Annotated in this window: 14 protein-coding genes and 1 tRNA gene; 11 read left to right on the forward strand and 4 right to left on the reverse strand. The window is 58.5% G+C overall.

Annotated elements, in window-relative coordinates; all coding sequences use genetic code 11:
• Positions 1 to 14 precede the first annotated feature (14 nt).
• The 9 genes from BLJ79_RS14590 (at position 15) to BLJ79_RS22970 (ending at position 10161) form a co-directional block, all read left to right on the forward strand.
• Entirely contained in the window at positions 15 to 1544 is a 1530-nt protein-coding gene (locus BLJ79_RS14590; protein WP_071215489.1) for an oligosaccharide flippase family protein, read from the forward strand.
• A gap of 1 nt (position 1545) precedes the next feature.
• Positions 1546 to 2793 (forward strand): glycosyltransferase family 4 protein, encoded by a 1248-nt coding sequence (locus BLJ79_RS14595; RefSeq protein WP_071215490.1) that lies wholly within the window; start codon positions 1546 to 1548, stop codon positions 2791 to 2793.
• Entirely contained in the window at positions 2790 to 3965 is a 1176-nt protein-coding gene (locus BLJ79_RS22475; protein ID WP_083411327.1) for a glycosyltransferase family 4 protein, read from the forward strand. The genes BLJ79_RS14595 and BLJ79_RS22475 overlap by 4 nt, the downstream gene beginning before the upstream one ends.
• The gene (locus tag BLJ79_RS22480) at positions 3962 to 5008 is read left to right on the forward strand and encodes a glycosyltransferase (protein ID WP_083411328.1); all 1047 of its coding nucleotides are present in this window, start codon (positions 3962 to 3964) and stop codon (positions 5006 to 5008) included. The genes BLJ79_RS22475 and BLJ79_RS22480 overlap by 4 nt, the downstream gene beginning before the upstream one ends.
• A 260-nt stretch (positions 5009 to 5268) precedes the next feature.
• Entirely contained in the window at positions 5269 to 6321 is a 1053-nt protein-coding gene (locus BLJ79_RS14605) for a hypothetical protein (protein WP_139194889.1), read from the forward strand.
• Positions 6318 to 7181 (forward strand): glycosyltransferase, encoded by an 864-nt coding sequence (locus BLJ79_RS14610; RefSeq protein WP_071215493.1) that lies wholly within the window; start codon positions 6318 to 6320, stop codon positions 7179 to 7181. The genes BLJ79_RS14605 and BLJ79_RS14610 overlap by 4 nt, the downstream gene beginning before the upstream one ends.
• A 107-nt stretch (positions 7182 to 7288) precedes the next feature.
• Positions 7289 to 8101, forward strand: a complete 813-nt coding sequence (locus tag BLJ79_RS14615; protein ID WP_071215494.1) for a YveK family protein — start codon at positions 7289 to 7291, stop codon at positions 8099 to 8101.
• A gap of 3 nt (positions 8102 to 8104) precedes the next feature.
• Complete coding sequence (locus BLJ79_RS14620) at positions 8105 to 9448, forward strand: O-antigen ligase family protein (protein ID WP_083411330.1); 1344 nt, start codon at positions 8105 to 8107, stop codon at positions 9446 to 9448.
• Entirely contained in the window at positions 9445 to 10161 is a 717-nt protein-coding gene (locus BLJ79_RS22970) for a hypothetical protein (protein ID WP_139194890.1), read from the forward strand. Before BLJ79_RS14620 ends, BLJ79_RS22970 begins: the two co-directional genes overlap by 4 nt.
• A gap of 138 nt (positions 10162 to 10299) precedes the next feature.
• Here the strand turns inward: BLJ79_RS22970 and BLJ79_RS22485 are convergent, their stop codons facing one another.
• The 4 genes from BLJ79_RS22485 to BLJ79_RS14645 all read right to left on the reverse strand — a co-directional run bounded on the left by BLJ79_RS22485 (position 10300) and on the right by BLJ79_RS14645 (position 14937).
• Entirely contained in the window at positions 10300 to 13056 is a 2757-nt protein-coding gene (locus BLJ79_RS22485; protein ID WP_175475487.1) for a WecB/TagA/CpsF family glycosyltransferase, read from the reverse strand.
• A 74-nt stretch (positions 13057 to 13130) separates the two neighbouring features.
• Complete coding sequence (locus tag BLJ79_RS14635; protein ID WP_071215497.1) at positions 13131 to 13586, reverse strand: VanZ family protein; 456 nt, start codon at positions 13584 to 13586, stop codon at positions 13131 to 13133.
• Positions 13583 to 14167: an acyltransferase gene (locus BLJ79_RS14640; RefSeq protein WP_071215498.1), complete on the reverse strand. Its 585-nt coding sequence runs from the start codon at positions 14165 to 14167 to the stop codon at positions 13583 to 13585. Before BLJ79_RS14640 ends, BLJ79_RS14635 begins: the two co-directional genes overlap by 4 nt.
• A gap of 104 nt (positions 14168 to 14271) precedes the next feature.
• Positions 14272 to 14937 (reverse strand): TetR/AcrR family transcriptional regulator, encoded by a 666-nt coding sequence (locus BLJ79_RS14645; RefSeq protein WP_071215499.1) that lies wholly within the window; start codon positions 14935 to 14937, stop codon positions 14272 to 14274.
• 152 nt (positions 14938 to 15089) lie between these two features.
• Here BLJ79_RS14645 and BLJ79_RS14650 point away from each other — a divergent pair.
• Positions 15090 to 15161: transfer RNA gene (locus tag BLJ79_RS14650), tRNA-Gln, on the forward strand.
• Between the two features lie 96 nt (positions 15162 to 15257).
• Positions 15258 to 16730 (forward strand): bifunctional UDP-N-acetylglucosamine diphosphorylase/glucosamine-1-phosphate N-acetyltransferase GlmU, encoded by a 1473-nt coding sequence (glmU, locus tag BLJ79_RS14655; protein WP_071215500.1) that lies wholly within the window; start codon positions 15258 to 15260, stop codon positions 16728 to 16730.
• The last annotated feature ends 31 nt before the right edge of the window (positions 16731 to 16761 follow it).

Consider the following 16761-nt stretch of genomic DNA (forward strand, 5'->3'; position numbering starts at 1 on the left):
AGGGTGGCTACGGAATGGGAAAGGACATCATCGGTCTTCCATTGCTGACGGCTGCGCCGGGCACGGGATCCGATTCCGAACGCACCGCCACCTTGGCGCGCAATGTCCGTTCCGGTGCCTTGTGGACAGGGGCAAGCACCATGCTCCTGAGAGTCAGCAACATCGTCCTGATGGCATTTGTCGCCCGCATCGTGTCACCTGAGGAACTTGGCGTCTTTGCCCTGGCTGTCACCGTGCAGGCGGTCCTGGTAAGTGTCGCGGAATTGGGCGTGGCCTCGACCATTGCCCGCTCCGACGTGGATATCGACAGGATCGCTCCGACTGTTGTCACGATTTCGGTGGTTACCAGCCTGTTCCTGGGGTCGATGATGGCCTTGCTTGCCGGGCCAATGGCCGCCTTTCTCGGCTCACCGGATGCCGAAGGCCCCTTGCGGATCCTTGCCATCAGTGTCGCCCTGATCGGACCATTTGCCGTCCCCGGCGCACAACTCCAACGCACATTCCGACAAGACCTGCTCTTCCGCGCCAGCATCATCGGATTCATCCCAGGCAGTGCGGCTTTGGTATTGATTGCCCTAGCAGGCGACGGCGCGGCTGCCTTCGCATGGTCCCGTGTGGCGGGACAGATTGTTGCAGGACTCATCATGATGAAGTGCGTGGGCAAGAATTACCTCCCCGGCTTCAAGAAAGCGTACCTGCGCCCGCTGATGCAATTCGGAATCCCGTTGGCCTTGGCCAACATCCTGAGCCAAGTACTGCTCAACCTGGACTACGTGTACGTCGGCCGGATGATGACCCCGGCGGACGTTGGTGTCTACATGATGGCGTTCAACGTCTGTATGTGGTCGACCGCCGTCATCGGGGCCATGCTCAATGGCATTGTCCTGCCTGCTTTTTCATCGGTGCGCAGGGACGGTGGATCAATCGACAAGGCACTGGTGCAGGCCGTTCGAACTGTTGCGATGGTTTCGCTGCCCATCGCCGTATTCACGGGGGTTTTCTCCACCCCGATTGTCACCACGCTCTACGGTTCCCAATGGACGGCAGCGGGCCCGGTCCTTGCGGTCCTGTCTCTTTACGGTGTCGTCTCGGTGATGGGGCTGCTCTTTGCCAACATCATTATTTCCACAGGGAAGACCAGGGTGTTGTTTACCGTCCAGCTCGCGGCTCTTGTGGCCCTGATCCCGGCGCTCTATGCGGGAATACACTTTGGAGGGCTGATCGGTATCGGTATAGCCCATATCTGTGTCATAAGCGCTGTGACGCTGCCTGTTTATCTCCATGCGCTGCACAAGGCAACCGGCGCCAATATCTCACTGGTGTTCGGAGCTGCACGGCTACCTTTTCTTGCTGCACTGGCTGCAGGAACGTGCGCATGGCTGGTGACTTTCTCCCTCGACAGTGATCTCCTGAAACTTGGTCTCGGGGGGGCCACTGGCGCGTTGGTGTACGTCTTGGCCACTTTTCGACTGTGGATCGCGGCCTTTCACCGCGGACCGAAGCGCGAGGAATCGCCGCACAGCATGAGCGATGGAGCGGAGTGACATGGTCAAGGTATTGGTGCAGATCAACAGCTTGGCATTGGGTGGAACACAGATCAATGCGGTCGATCTTGCTGCAGAGGTCATGCATTATGGCTATGAATCGGTTCTGGTGGGACCGCGGGATACAATCCCGGATGGTCCATCGCTGTTTGAAATAGCCAAGCAACGGGGCATCGATGTCGAAGCATTTGATCGACCGCGAACGACGCTTGAAGGGGCGTTGCTGATGTCCAAGCTTGCTCGTCGCCACAAGGCATCCATGGTTCATATCTACGGTTCGTGGACGGCCCGACCAGCCTGGTGGGGACCGTGTTTGGGCGGTAGGAGACCCCTTGCGCTGACCATTTACGAAATGGCCGTCGCCCCGGAAACACCCAAGAGCCCGGCGCTCATTGTCGGCACGCGGTACCTTCTGGAAGACCTTGCCGGGCGCGTCTCAGGTGTCGAGTTGATCAGCCCACCGGTGGATACCTTCAGAGATGACTGCGAAACCGTGGACACCCGCCATTTCTTGGCGATGCATGAGCTCACCGCCAGACAACTCAAGATCGTCATGGTCACGAGGCTCGATGAAGATATGAAGGCCACCGGCGTTGAACATGCCATTGAGGCCATGGAACGGCTAACTGCCACGGACGCCGTCTTGGTGGTTGTGGGGACCGGTGATGCTGCAGCACGTCTGGCTCGCCAAGCCGAAATCGCCAATCGACGCCAAGGACGCAAGAGCGTGGTCATGGTTGGCCCAATGTCTGACCCACGCGCTGCCTATGCCGCCGCTGACATCGTCATTGGCATGGGTGGTTCAGCGGCTCGTGCGCTGTCTTTCGGAAAGCCACTGATCGTCGCGGGTGAATTCGGGTGGTACAAGCCATTCAATCCGCAGACTTCCAAGGAGTTGTTCAGAAACAGCTTCTGGAGTGATCGATCCATGGAGAAACCCGTGGACAGGCTCGTGTCGGCTCTGGAAGAAATTCTCGTTGACCCAACAGGACGAGGGGAACTAGGCAAGTTTGGCCGGAGGTTTGCAGTGGAGAATTTCAGCCTCGCCGCCATGGGGGCCGAACTGGCCTCGATCTATGCCCGATCGTTGCGAGAATACGGTTTTCGTGTTTGGTCCAGGGATCTTTCAGGCGAAATCTCTAGCATTCGCCGCTGGGTCGGGGCGACGATGGAACCAGTCGTTCGTGGAACAAGGAAGCTTGGGGCAACTGCCCACGCAAGGACAATGCAAAATGGGGGAAGAGAATGAAACTCGGTTTTTTGTATCCGGCACGTGATCCTTTGGAGCCCACAAACTGGTCGGGAACACCTGCCGGACTGGCTGGGGGATTCAGAGAAAACGGGGCGGTTGTGGTGCCGATCTGCGCTGTGATTCCGCCGGGGTTGCACCAAGCGGTGGCAATCTTGTCACGAATTACGGGCCGCCGCGGTGCCGTAGCCGACAGATTGGGCGTGCGGCAGTGGGCACGCACCAGGGCCCTGTCGAAGAGTCTTGCGGGGGCCGGGGAATTGGACGCGGTCGTGGCCATGGGAACAGAAATGTACGATTTGGCAAGTGTTTTGCGTGGTAGATTCCCGGCAGTCACATACGATGATGGGACCTTTCGTCAGATGGTTGACCACCCTGACTCCGACATCAGCCAGGCAGGCTTTCCCCGGAAACACGTTGAAAGGTGGATCCGGCGACAGAATGATTCCTGCAGGGAGGCAATTCTTTGCTGCACCAGCACCATGTGGGCAGCTGACTCCATCGCGTCGGACTACGGGATTCCGGCGGCCCGCATCGCGGTGGTTGGCATGGGGCATCGGCCGCGCACTGGAATCAGCGAGCACAGGGACTGGGCAAGGCCCCGGTTCCTGTTCGTTGGTGTCGATTGGAAGCGTAAGAACGGTGATGCAGTGGTGCACGCGTTCACCCGGCTTCACCGGACATTTCCCCAAGCCACGTTGGACCTTGTAGGCGAACACCCCCGAATCGATGTTCCTGGGGTTATCGGACACGGGATGATTCCTCGAAATGACCTCGCAGGGCAGAAAAAACTCGACGACCTCTATGCCGCATCAACAGCGTTTGTGTTGCCCAGCCGATTCGATCCCTCCCCAATTTCATATCTTGAAGCCGCGTCCGCAGGCTTGCCGGTCGTTGCCACTGCTGTCGGTGGAGCTGGAGAACTCCTCGGGAATGGTGCCATCACAGTCGATCCACTCAAACGCGACGAAATATACGCAGCGATGTTTCGACTGTGCGATCCGGAAGTAGCACAACTTATGGGTGCCCAAGCGAAACTGGCATCCGAGTCTTCCAGATGGACAGACGTTGCGGGACGGATCCTTGCTGGGCTTGCGGCAAGGGGCATCGGGCTGCCATCTGACGACCCGAAGAAACCGATGTTCCCAGAGACCGGAGCCCAGAGGCGATGAAACTATTCAAGGGGGTCAACCAAGCGCTTCTCAGATACCAGAACATTTCGGATCGGAAATGGCGTATTCCACCCGCGATCAAGATTCTCCCGGCGCGGGATGGAACGACCATCTATTACCTTTCACCTGCCGAGAACGCGCCTAGCGGCGGCGTCAAGGTAATCTACCGCCATGTGGAGTTGCTCAACGACATGGGTATCGCCGCTGCGGTTTTCCATGAAGAAGATGGCTTCTCCTGCGACTGGTTCGAACACAGTGCGCCAGTTGTATCTGCAAAATCGCTGAGGTTCCATGCGAACGACATTCTCGTGGTTCCGGAGTGCTATGGATACGGATTGCATACACTGCCGGCACAGATTCGAAAGGTCATTTTTAACCAAGGGCCACACCACACCTTCGACCAAATTGATTTCGATGCAACGGCTCCAGGAACCCCATACCGAGACGTCTTGAACCTGGAAGGAATCCTCACCGTCTCAGAAGACGGAGCAGAACTACTCCAATATGCCTTCCCTGAGATTGCTGTCTCGATCGCCCGAAATGTCATCGACCCGATCAATTTCAAATTGCGTGATGAAGCTGCACCGCATCACATCAGCTACATTCCTTCCCGGCGACAAGCCGAACTCGGACAGATCCGCCACATTCTTCGTTCTAGTGGAATCTTGGACGAAGGTGGATGGAAAATTGAGCCAATTATCGGGCGCACCGAATCGGAAATGGGGGACATCCTTCGGAGAAGTTCAATTTTCATGAGTTTGAGCGATCGCGACGGATTCGGTCTACCGCCTGCCGAGGCAATGGCAACCGGTTGTTTCGTAGTGGGTTATGCCGGGGGTGGAGGAAATGAATTTTTTGATGCCGCCTATTCACGGCAGGTTTCGGACACCACCGGAATGGTCAGGGAAATGTTAGCCGCCATGAACTTGAGCGATCGTGAGCGCGAAGAATACGGCAGCAAGGCAGCCGCCAGGATCCGAAATCACTACACCCAAGACGGACTGCGCGACGACTTGGACAGATTCTATGGGCGGATCCTGTGATGCGAATCCAACGGAACCACATTCTGGCGTTGACCGTGTGCACGGCCTTCTTAACGGTCTCTTGCACTGCGGAGACGGCACTTCCGACGGTTTCGTCGAAACCTGCGTCTCCCCATCAGAGCCCGACAATGGGGAGTCCACTCAACCTGCCCCTGAAGGATTGGGAGGGCGGGAACGATTTTTGGTCGAAATTTCCACGAACCCGTGACGCTGGGTGGGACAACCCCGACTTCTTTCCGATCGTGCTTTGGTACAACGGCTTGAGCACCGACGAAGAGGCCAAATACGACAAATCGCTGGGGTTTAATTCCTATATCGGGATGTCGGAAACGACTCCCTACAGATTGTTTGAGGATAACGACGTCTACTGGGTAGGACCACCCTTGAACGATTCGTTCACCAAGGAGAGTAAGAACTGGGTAGGCAACTTTCTGGGTGACGAAGTTGATGGAAGATTTACTCCCGAGGAAGGACAGCGGGTGCTGAAGAAGGCAAAAGAGGAGCTAGTCAGCAGCGACCGCTTTGATTATGCAAACTTCACCCAAATTGTCATGGGAAAGGACATGAAGAAGGAAGACTCTGAAAAGTTCATCAATGCCTACACCGACGTCGCGTCCATTGACATGTATTGGTACACCGTTCCGTTCTGCGATTGGCAGCCATCTCCGATCGAGTACTTGACACCGGTGCACCACGCCAACTGCCGGACAGCATCCAGTTATGGAAAGACCATGGATTCCTTGCGAGCCCGCGACGCCACAGACGGGAAATTGCAGCGCATGTGGCAGTTTGTGGAGTTATTGAATGGAGGCCCGGGCGACGATCAAGCTTTCGTTGCAAACATAACCCCGGGCCAGCTCCAAGGAGCGGTGATGAACTCCTTGATCCACGAGGCACGAGGCATCGTGTACTTCAACCAAAGCTTGAATGGAGCTTGCACGGGAGGATCGCTCGTGAGACAAACAATGGTTGACCCTGAATTCTGCGCAAAGGATCAGGTTGCCGCGGCCGGAGAGATCAACAATCGCATCCACGATTTGGCGCCGGTTCTCAACTCACAGACCTATGTACACGACTTCGGTCCTGGACTCGACACCATGCTTAAAGTCCATGACGGGTATGCCTATATATTTTCGATGATTGATGACGACCCCAAGCCCGGCGCCAGAATCTTTTCAGTTCCACCCGAGCTGGCGGGAAAACCCATCGAAGTCCTTTTTGAGAATCGAACGATTTCGCAAGGATCAGATGCGTCGTTTACCGACACTTTCGACGCGGAATATTCCTATCACATCTACAAGGTGGAGTTATGAGTACGGATGTTGATCATGTTCTCCTGACCAGATTCAATCTTCCTTCCAAGGGGCCCGAAAGCTACCTCAGGACGCGTGACGGTTGGCTAGTTGATCGGGTTGAATTGTTTGAACGCTATTGCCTTCCGTCAGTTGAGAATCAAACCTGCAGTAATTTTCACTGGATCATCTACTTTGATCCGGAGTCCCCGCCATGGCTCAAGGAGAAAATCCATGAGTGGTCTGCGGATGGAGTGTTCGTCGCCATCTATCGGGAAGAAGTTCCCCAACGAGACCTTGTCGCTGATATTCGCGCGGTGACAGGGGCTCGGCACACCCAACTCATCAGCACAAACCTTGACAACGATGACGGACTCGCCGTTGATTTCGTAGAGCGGTTACAGCGGGCACGGTCCGAAAGCCCACGTACCGCAATTTATCTCACACAAGGTTTGATCAAGAATGCAGGCAGGCTATATCGGCGCAAGGACCAGGACAACGCGTTTTGCTCCGTCCGAGAAGACTGGTCCTCGGTTGTCACGTGCTGGACCGACTGGCACAATCGACTGGCACTTCAAATGCCAGTCCTCGAAATCGCGGGGGACGCAGCTTGGCTGCAAGTGATTCACGAGCTGAATGTCAGCAACCGGGTACGGGGTCGACGGACGGGGCCCGCCCAATACCTTCCAATCTTCGGGAAAATGCTTGATGATGTTATAGTCCCGGGGGTGTTGGAAGCCGCTGTGGAAAACATCTGGCACATCCCGAAGCGAACCGTTCGGGATGCAGGACGCTCAGCCGTCAAGAACTTGGCCATGAAGGTGGCGGGGAAGGACGGGCTGGAAAAACTGAAAAATCGAATGCAGCAAGCTCAAAAATGATTTCAATGAGTTGACTGAACTGGGGAGTCAGAAAATGATCAATGAAAAACTTCAAGGCACGAGAAAAACCAAGCCAAATCAGGTTTTTCTATTCATAGAACAACGCCATGTTTCTGCATGATCTCGCTAGCGGCCTTCTCCGCCGGTGGTACCTTGTCCTATTCGGCCTCTTGGTAACGGCCCTGGGGGGCTACTACCTGTTGCAAGTCGTCCCGGTGACATACGAAGCCACATCCAGTGTGGTGTTGGTGCCGCCTGCGACAGCAGTGATTGAGGGCGAAAACCCTTACCTCTACATGGGCGGATTGGATCAGGCATTGAGCGTCCTGACCGTTCGGATGAGTTCACCGACCGTCGCTGACCCAATCCTCCACAAACGTACTGATCTCACTTACACCATAGGAAAAGACGTGTCCACAGCAGGCCCGATCGTGCTTGTTGACGCCGAAGCCGGCACGGAAGCCGAGACCCTTAAGATTCTGGATCAAGTGGTAGCAGTCATTCCTGAGAACTTGAAGCTGCTGCAAGACCAACTCAACATCCCTAAGAACGCCAGGATCACGGCAATGACCATCGTCACAGACACCACGGCCAAGGAAGTAAACAAGAAACAAATGAGGGTAGTCTTGGCCGCGGTGGCAGCCGGCTCTGCCGTGACAATTCTAGGTACTGGCCTCCTAGATAGGCTTCTCGTGCGCCGCAAGGCGAAGAAGGCCCTTAGAAGGCCGAAGGCCACAAAGCAAACGGATCCGGCAGCGAATACAAGATCACGTGCGCGCAACGGGGAACAAGCCAACGCAGAGAAGAACGCCTCGGCGTCAGGAGAGCGAAAGTCGTCTGAGAGCGCCACCGATGGCCCTTCACAGACAAATGATGGATCCACACAAGACGAACTCATTACGTCTTCGACCAAGCCGTGAAGTATGGAAAACCAGATGGTAAGCGAAAGGGCCGCGCCCGGAGCCTCACTGCGTCGCATCGTTCCTCCGACGGATGCCGTTACCGTGTTGACGCTGTTCTTCGTGGTTCTTTTCGTCATACCTTCTGACCGACGAATTGGCCCGCTTGGCGGTGCTGGATCCCTGGCAACCCTCTTTGGACTAGGCGGATTGCTGTGGTGGTGCTGGCACCAAGTCCGACACAGCGACGAGATGGAAAACCGTGGGGTCCAATGGGTCCGCATTGCTGCATTCTGTTTTGTAGGTGCTGTGCTTGCCAGCTACGCAAAGTCGGCGTTGACGTCCTTGCCACAGACCGATGCGAGTGTCGCTGATATGGGCATTCTACGGGTGGCCGCGCTGCTCGGAGTGTTGCTGGTTGCCAACGACGGGATTCCTAGCCAAGAACGATTCATGACATTGATAAGACGCTTGTCGATGGTGGCTGGCCTGTACGCATCGCTGGGGCTTCTGCAGTTCTTCACAGGTCTGAGCATTGTGGATTCCTTCCAACTTCCCGGACTGACAGCCACGGGAGCATCAGGAATCGATGGCCGAGCTGGATTCGTCAGATCCGAAGCGACTGCGATGCACCCGCTTGAATATGCAACCGTGTTGGCGATGACGCTGCCGTTCTGCCTTACCCTGGCAATTTATGACAGGAAGCGTTCGGCCTTCATTCGATGGTATCCAGTAGCGGTCATTACCTTTTCCTCGGTTCTCTCGGTGACCAGATCTGCCTTGATAGGTGTGGCCGCGGTCTTTGTTGTTCTCTTCCCGACTTGGCCGTCGGGAATCCGCAAAGGAGTAGCAGTCATGATGGGACTGGGGCTGGTAATTGTCTACTTCGCCGTACCCGGAATGGCTGGAACGATCATCGGAATGTTCTCCGGCAACGACACAAGTGTCAGCTCACGAACAGGTAGCTACGACACGGTGCTGAAGTTTGCTGAGATCAGTCCATTTGTCGGCCGCGGATTCGGAACGTTCCTGCCTTCGTACCGAATTTTGGACAACCAATATCTGGTGAGTCTCATTGAAATCGGGATTGTGGGTCTTGCGTCGTTTCTCTTGCTGGTTGGTTGCAGCATCATTCTTGCGTTGGTCGCACGCAGGCACTACAAGCAACAAGTGATCCGTGGAATGGGAATGGCCCTCGTGGCTTCGATGGTTGCAGGTGGCTTGCTATCCGCCTTTTACGATTGCTTTGCCTTCCCACAAGCTTGCAACCTCATCTTTCTGATGGCGGGACTTTGCGGAGCATATATGAACATCCGACGAGTGCCTCAGGACCTTCGAACGACCCGAAAGCTTACGGTGAAGCCGTGAATGCGTTTCAACGATTCCGACAAAGAATTAGGAATCACGGCAATATTTTGGCCCGACGTTGGTACCTGGTCCTCATTGCGATCATCTGTATGGCCCCTGTGCTTTATGCGGCACATACCGCAACAGGAATTTTCTATGTTTCTGCAGACGTATTGTTCCTGCCACCACCGGCAGCCGTTGGCGGAAACACGCTGCGCGCAGATCCCGGGCGAACAGTCTATTACGCAGCAGTGGTGGAACGACGGTTCAACGGGGAGTCTCCGGAAAGTGTTCCTCGTCCGACCGACGCACCTCTTTATGGGACGGGGATTCGCAATGGATTTGCCGTGTATCTTCCGAACGCCGGGGGACAGTGGCAATCGAACTTCAACAAGCCCGTAATCAGGGTAGAAATCGTTGGTGAAGACAGCGCAGTTGTCCAGCTGGAGCTGGACCGCATCGTTCACAGAATTGAGGAACTGGCTGTGGAACCCCAGCAAACCATGGGCGTCAAGCCGGAAGCTTTCATCACAACGGAGATTTCGCCCGAAAGACCCACAATTGCGCACTTAGGTGTCAGGAACAGCCGGGCCGAAGTTGCGCTTCTCCTGCTCACCGTCGGGCTGGCCGTGGGAGTCGCGCATGTCGGCGACCGCCTCGGCGCATTTGCAAAACGTCAAAAGAGAGTCAGCGGCACGGCACCGATACCGCGTTTCGGTGCCCGGAGCATGTGAAGCGCACTTTTCAGACGGATCGCAGGCGACGCCCGTTTGGGCCCGTGCGCAGCCGATCCGCGGGGTCTTATCGGGTTTCTGGATTTTCAGTTGCCTGGCAACGACACGACGGAATTCCTTTGAAACATTGCCCCGGGGCTACGCCCGACTGCTCTCATCGCGCTCCCACGCGGCACGCGTTGAGCCGTCTGCGCCAGAAGAGAGGCGCCTCTGGTTGAGCCTGGCGCGAACCACAAACGACGCATAGACCATGGCATCGAATGCGCTCACGGGTCCGCGAACGGAGCCAATGAGCTGGCGTACGGTTCTCCTCGACCCGATGTCTCCGCTGCCCAGGAAAGTCGTCGGCACCGGTCCAACGGGATTCTTCGCGTTCGCCTGCTTCCGCACAAACTCCTGCTGTCCCCGGTAATTGCGTTGCAAGATCGCAAACAGGCTTTCGACAGTACGGGGGGGCACGACGCGAACCGGGGGAGTATGGAGAATCGCTTTCTCCCAGGACTCGAACTGCTGGTCAACGAAGAGATCATCGGCCGTCAAATCGGGGAACTTTCCGAATCTCGCATGTCCTGCCTCGGTCAACCCGTAGACACCGGCTCCCCACAGGGCCTGATTGGTCGCGGGGATTCTGCGTCGAGCCCGGTAGAACGATTTCACCGGGGCTGCTGCCTGCGAATCGTCGTATTCAAATGCAGGGCGAGCGGCCAGGACGTCGCTGTGCGCGAGTCTGTCCAAGACCATTTTCAGTGCCGTTGGAGTCATCTCGATGTCGGCATCCAGATAGATGCGGGGCCACCTGGTGGCAATCGCATCCGCTTCGTTCAATGCGGCAACCTTTGACGCTGCTTCGACCTCGATGACCCTGACACCAGCGAAGGACGAAGCAACCCGGAACGTATCGTCGGTGCACCCGTTGCAGGCGACAATGACCTCCACCGCCCCGGTCGACGCCAGCTCGGCCAGACACCCCAGGGTGCGTGCAATGACGGAGGCCTCGTTGTGGGCCGGGATGATGACGGTCCCGGAGGGGAAATCAGCGCTGGGTGACTGCTGGGCACCGGTGCTTGGCCGAGGCAGGCCGGCCCAGCTGTTCTCATCCAGCAAGGTTCTTAGGATCCCGCGCCGGCTGGGCTTGTAGGCGCGCAACGCCTCGGCCAGCAAGACCGCCGCGCGGAATCCGTTGGCGTAGCTTGTCCCGTGGTACTTGCGGATATAGCGGATGCGGTTGATCGACATCAACGCGTTCAAGGATGCGGACGAACCGGAGCCACCCATATGGTGGGTCATGCGCGCCGCGGGTTCGTACCAGATGCTCGCACCGCCTTCGCGGGCACGCCGGAAGTAGTCGACCTCTTCGGAATAGAGGAAAAACTGTTCGTCCCATGTACCCAGCCGTAGGACCAGCGATGACTCGATGAGCAACGCAGCCCCGGTGGCCCAGTCAATGCGGTGCGGATGCTGATAGCTCTCGGCATCGTAGTCCAGCTCGGACGCCCAACCGGGTCGGCCGGTGAACCTGGCTCCGAAAAGCGCGTCACCCACTGCCGTCGCGATGCTGGGTTCCCTGCGCAGCGACACGTAGGTCGCTCCGTCGGATTCCAGCAGCTGAGGCACGACGATTCCGGCACCCGAGCGGCGCATTCGATCCATGAGCATTGCGATTGCGTTGGGTTCGACGCGGAGGTCCGGGTTGAGAACCAGAACGGCTTCGCAGTCCCCGGCATGCCGCATCACGGCATTGAGGCCGCCGGCATATCCGAGGTTTCCTCCCGTGGAAACGGCCATGACGTCGTCATGTTTGGATAGTAGCTCGAGAGTCGCGTCGTTCGAGCCGTTGTCGGCGACCACGACGCGTAGGCACAAGCCTTTGGCTTGCTCCCGAAGACTCGACACCAGGTCCTCGACGGTGTCTTCATTGTTGTATGTGACGGCAAGAACGGCCACGTCGGCGTGTTCACCGAGTGCGACAAATCTCCCGGGAATCCCGGGCTCCCGGGAGAGGGACATCGGATCCTTGATGCTGCGTTCAGGGGTGTCCGAGTAGGGCTGAAATGCGGGTTTTGGTGCGGGCAGGAGCCGGCTTTCCTTCCTCAGCCGCAGAAGACTGGGTGGATCGTCCACCAGGTAGCGGCGAGCCAGCCGCCTGGGTTCAAGTGCCAAGCGCCAAGCCCACTCCATACCGTTTGCACTTGCCCAATTGGGTGCGCGTTGGATGCTTCCGGCAAGGAAATCCACGACTGCGCCAAAGGCCAAGAGGACGTTTGCGCCGGTGGCAAGGCCGTATTTGGCCATCCAGAGCTCTTGGCGCGGTTTGCCCAGCCCGACAACCAGTATCTGGGTGTGCGACGATCTGATGGACTCCGCCAACTCCAGCGAAGCGTGGTGGTCCACGAGATCCTTGCGGTCCGGTGCCCAATAACCGCTGACCTTGAGATTGGGGCGGTTTCTGGTGACGGTGCGGGAGAGAACCCGCTGAACCACGTAGGATCCGCCGAGGAAGCCGACGCTTAACCCTTCGTTCTCCGCCCGGTCCAGAAGTGGGCCGATGATGTCGCTGCCCGCGAGCCGGGGCCAGGTCTTTCCGGTCAACCGCGTTGCCTCGGCCACAAGCGGAGCGCCGTCAAGCAGAACTAGCCAATCATCTCCGTTGGTTCCGTGCTTCACCGACGGAGACGACTCCGAGGCAGGCATGCCCAGAGAGTAGTCCAGCGTGTCATACCAGCGCCCGAGGCGGCCGAATTGCGCAATATGATCCAGGTTGGCCGACACCACTGACAGCGGGCGATGGCCGGCATCTACCCGTTCGGAGGAACGCGCCCGTTCGGTGACCCGATCCAACGCGTCTTCAAGGTCCAGAAGGTCAACGATGACACCGACGAGATCGACCTGTTGCATTGCGCCCCCAAGGCAGTTCACGCTTGACCGGTACCCGGTACCGGTCCTCCCCATTTACTCCAATCTATGCGTTGTCAGGGGTAGTGAACAGGTGGCTTTGGGCCGATGCGTACTCTACTTTCCGTCAGGATCCACGTAAGTACCACGCCCAGGGCAGCCCCGAGTCCATTGCAGATGACATCGCGCACCGAACCGACCCGATTACTGAGAAAGACGAATTGGACCACTTCAACGATCAACGAGATGCTGACGCAGGCGAGCCACGAAGTGAGCCAGCGCCGATTCCTGAACCACAGCGGGACCAGTGCCCCCAGCGGCACGAAGAAGAGCACATTCGCGGCTGCCTCGACATGGCCGAACCGAATATCGTCTGTGAAGCCGTGCTGCTGCATCGAACGCAGGACTCCAGAAATGGCTTCCGGCAAGTGGAAATCCCCAATCTTGACGATGAAGGCGACGAACACCACTACAAGCAGGTAGGAAAGGATCAGAACGCTGACCCATCGTCGAGACGGCGTCCTCACGCTCATAGACGTTGCAGCCGGTCGTCGGATTCCAGATAGCGGGCCTTGGTCACGGGACATGTCCAGTGGCCGTCGTCAAAAGACAGGGGATGGCCGGCTTCGCCCACCCAGCCCACCCGCTTGGCGGGGACGCCGGCGACGATTGCGTAGTCGGGAACATCCTTGGTTACGACCGCGCCCGCGGCGATGGTCGCCCACTTGCCGATCCGAAGCGGTGCGATGCACACTGCCCGGGCGCCGATGGATGCCCCGGTCGCGATGCTCACCCCCACCATGTCCCAGTCGTCCCCTGACTTCAAGGAGCCGTCCGGGTTGATGGCGCGGGGGAACAAGTCGTTGGTCAGTACGACCGCGGGGCCGATGAAAACCCCGTCGGCCAGAACCGCCGGTTCATAAACCAGGGCATAATTCTGGATCTTGCATCGGTTACCCAAGCGAACACCGGGCCCGATGTATGCACCGCGGCCAACATTGCATTCGACACCCAGAACGGCATTTTCGCGAACCTGGGCCAGATGCCAAATATTGGTTCCGGCACCCAATGACGCGTCCGATGCGACGTCGGCACTCGGCTCAACATGAATCATTTCCATTCCCCCAAAGTCTGATTCGCTGCAGGACTCAGCTGCCTCTTTCCAACCATGGGCCAGAACGTAGCCGGGGTGCAAGAGCTTAGGGGGAATCGTGCCGCTTAGTTTTGTGCTGTCCCCTCGCCGAGGTGCTCGGTTTGGCCATCCCGCAAACCCGGTTCCTTGCGCAGTCCGGTCAAGCCGTACCAGGCAAGGTTCACCACGTGGGCGGCGACGGTCCGCTTGTCCGGGTGCCTGGCATCCAGCCACCACTGCGCCGTCATCGCGACCATCCCGACGAGCATCTGCGCGTAGATCGAGCCGTCCTCGGCGCTGAATCCCCGGTGGGTGAATTCGTCCGCCAGGATGTGCTCGACCTGTTCGGTCACCTTGGTCAACAACGTGGAGTACGTGCCTTCGGGCTGGGACGGCGGGGCGTCGCGCACCAGGATGCGGAAACCCTCCGTGCACTCCTCGATATAGGTCAGCATCGCCAGCGCCGCCTTTTCCAGGAGCACTCGCGAGGAGTCCTCCTCGCCGGAAAGCGACTCCGTGATCCGGTGCAGCAGCTCCCGGTATTCGTTGGTGACCACTTCCATGTAAAGCGCTTCTTTCGAGCCGAAGTGCTCATAAACCACGGGTTTCGACACGCCTGCGGCTCGGGCAATTTCCTCGATCGTGGTCCCGTCGACCCCTCGCATGGAGAAGAGATGGCGCGAAATGTCGATCAGCTGCAACCGGCGCTGTACTCCGGTCATGCGCGTGCGTGGGCGTGCGGTGGGGCTCATAGTGATCATGGTAACCACAGGTATGGCCTAAACGAGGCCTAGTCGCAGAGCTGTGACAAGTGGACTGACACGCACCTTTGTCCAAGTCGCATCCATGGCCCCAGTCGTGGCAGAATAGTTCACTGTGCCGGTGAGGCGAGCTCAACGCACATTCCGCCCTGGTGTAATGGCAGCACCCCAGCCTTTGGAGCTGTGGAGTATAGGTTCGAATCCTATGGGCGGAACACATCACCCATTGAATTTCCGGGAATTTTCCCGGGATAGAATGGTGAGGCCTGGCCCGGCCGGTCCGGCTAGCCAATGTACAGGGAGTACCAATCTTGAGCGTTCACGCCAACGCACCAGCCGCTGTCATCGTTCTCGCCGCAGGGGCGGGAACCCGAATGAAATCGGCAAAACCCAAGATCCTGCACSAACTCGGTGGCCGTTCCATGGTGGGGCACGCGCTGGCCGCGGCAGAGGGACTCCAGCCCCAAACGCTCGTTGCCGTGGTCCGCTTTGAGCGCGAACGCGTCGTTGAGCACCTTCTGCAGATCAAGCCCGATGTCATCATCGCCGACCAGGACGAAATCCCCGGCACCGGCCGAGCCGTGCAGCAGGGCCTCGAGAAGCTGGATCCGGCGCTCGAAGGCACCGTGGTGGTCACCTACGGCGACGTCCCGCTGCTGACCACCGAACTCCTTGGCGAACTCGTTGCCGCCCACGACCGCGAGGGCAACGCCGTCACCGTGCTCACGGCACTGCTTGAGGATGCCACCGGGTACGGCCGCATCCTGCGCGCCGAGGACGGGACCGTCACCGGCATCCGCGAGCACAAGGATGCCAGCGATTCCGAACGCGCCATCCGCGAAGTGAACTCCGGCATCTACGCCTTCGATGCGCAGGTGCTGCGCTCCGCACTGGCCGAGGTCACCACCGACAATGCGCAGGGCGAAATGTACCTGACCGACGTGTTGGGCATTGCCCGCTCCACCGGGGGACGGGTCGCGGCCGTCGTGACCGAGGATGCCTGGCAGGTCGAGGGCGCCAACGACCGCGTGCAGCTCGCCGCGCTCGGCAAGGAAATGAACCGCCGCATCCTGGAAAAGTGGATGCGCGCCGGGGTGAGTATCATTGATCCGGACAGCACCTGGATCGACGTCGACGTGGCCCTGTCCAACGACGTGACCATCAAGCCCGGGACCCAGCTCCACGGCAGCACCGCGATCGGCACCGACGCGGTCATCGGCCCCGACACCACCTTGGTCAACACTCATGTCGGCCGCGGAGCCAAGATCGTCCGCTCGGACGTCACCGACTCGTCCATTGCCGAAGGCTCGTCGGTCGGCCCCTTCGCCTACCTGCGGCCCAAGACCAACCTCGGCCCCGACGCCAAGATCGGCGCCTTCTACGAGACCAAGAACATCACGGTCGGCCGTGGGTCCAAGCTCTCGCACCTGGGCTACGCCGGGGATGCCGAAATCGGTGAATACACCAACATCGGTTGCGGCAACATCACCGCCAACTACGACGGCGTCAACAAGCACCGCACCGTCATCGGATCGCACGTGCGCACCGCCTCCAACACCGTGTTTGTCGCCCCGGTCACCATCGGGGACGGCGCCTACACCGGTGCCGGTGCCATCGTCCGCAAGAACGTTCCGGCCGGGGCCCTTGCCCTATCCGTGGCCCCGCAACGCAACACGGAGGGCTGGACGATCACCAAGCGTCCCGGTTCCGCCGCCGCGGAGGCCGCATTCAGGTCCGCACTGGATTCCGGCGCAGCCGCCGAGTCCGCGGACCAGGTCAAGTAACCCTCCACATCATTTCCGATCCCCGTCTGAG

It is taken from the genome of Arthrobacter sp. UCD-GKA (genome assembly GCF_001863355.1).
Taxonomy (GTDB): domain Bacteria; phylum Actinomycetota; class Actinomycetes; order Actinomycetales; family Micrococcaceae; genus Paeniglutamicibacter.

What these genes read in the sequence shown, in the direction of transcription:
- BLJ79_RS14645 (WP_071215499.1), bottom strand. Translation starts at nt 14,937, where the DNA reads ATGAGCCCCACCGCACGCCCACGCACGCGCATGACCGGAGTACAGCGC.
- BLJ79_RS14635 (WP_071215497.1), bottom strand. Translation starts at nt 13,586, where the DNA reads ATGAGCGTGAGGACGCCGTCTCGACGATGGGTCAGCGTTCTGATCCTT.
- BLJ79_RS22485 (WP_175475487.1), bottom strand. Translation starts at nt 13,056, where the DNA reads ATGCAACAGGTCGATCTCGTCGGTGTCATCGTTGACCTTCTGGACCTT.
- BLJ79_RS14590 (WP_071215489.1), top strand. Translation starts at nt 15, where the DNA reads ATGGGAAAGGACATCATCGGTCTTCCATTGCTGACGGCTGCGCCGGGC.
- BLJ79_RS14595 (WP_071215490.1), top strand. Translation starts at nt 1,546, where the DNA reads ATGGTCAAGGTATTGGTGCAGATCAACAGCTTGGCATTGGGTGGAACA.
- BLJ79_RS22475 (WP_083411327.1), top strand. Translation starts at nt 2,790, where the DNA reads ATGAAACTCGGTTTTTTGTATCCGGCACGTGATCCTTTGGAGCCCACA.
- BLJ79_RS22480 (WP_083411328.1), top strand. Translation starts at nt 3,962, where the DNA reads ATGAAACTATTCAAGGGGGTCAACCAAGCGCTTCTCAGATACCAGAAC.
- BLJ79_RS14640 (WP_071215498.1), bottom strand. Translation starts at nt 14,167, where the DNA reads ATGATTCATGTTGAGCCGAGTGCCGACGTCGCATCGGACGCGTCATTG.
- BLJ79_RS14610 (WP_071215493.1), top strand. Translation starts at nt 6,318, where the DNA reads ATGAGTACGGATGTTGATCATGTTCTCCTGACCAGATTCAATCTTCCT.
- BLJ79_RS14615 (WP_071215494.1), top strand. Translation starts at nt 7,289, where the DNA reads ATGTTTCTGCATGATCTCGCTAGCGGCCTTCTCCGCCGGTGGTACCTT.
- BLJ79_RS14620 (WP_083411330.1), top strand. Translation starts at nt 8,105, where the DNA reads ATGGAAAACCAGATGGTAAGCGAAAGGGCCGCGCCCGGAGCCTCACTG.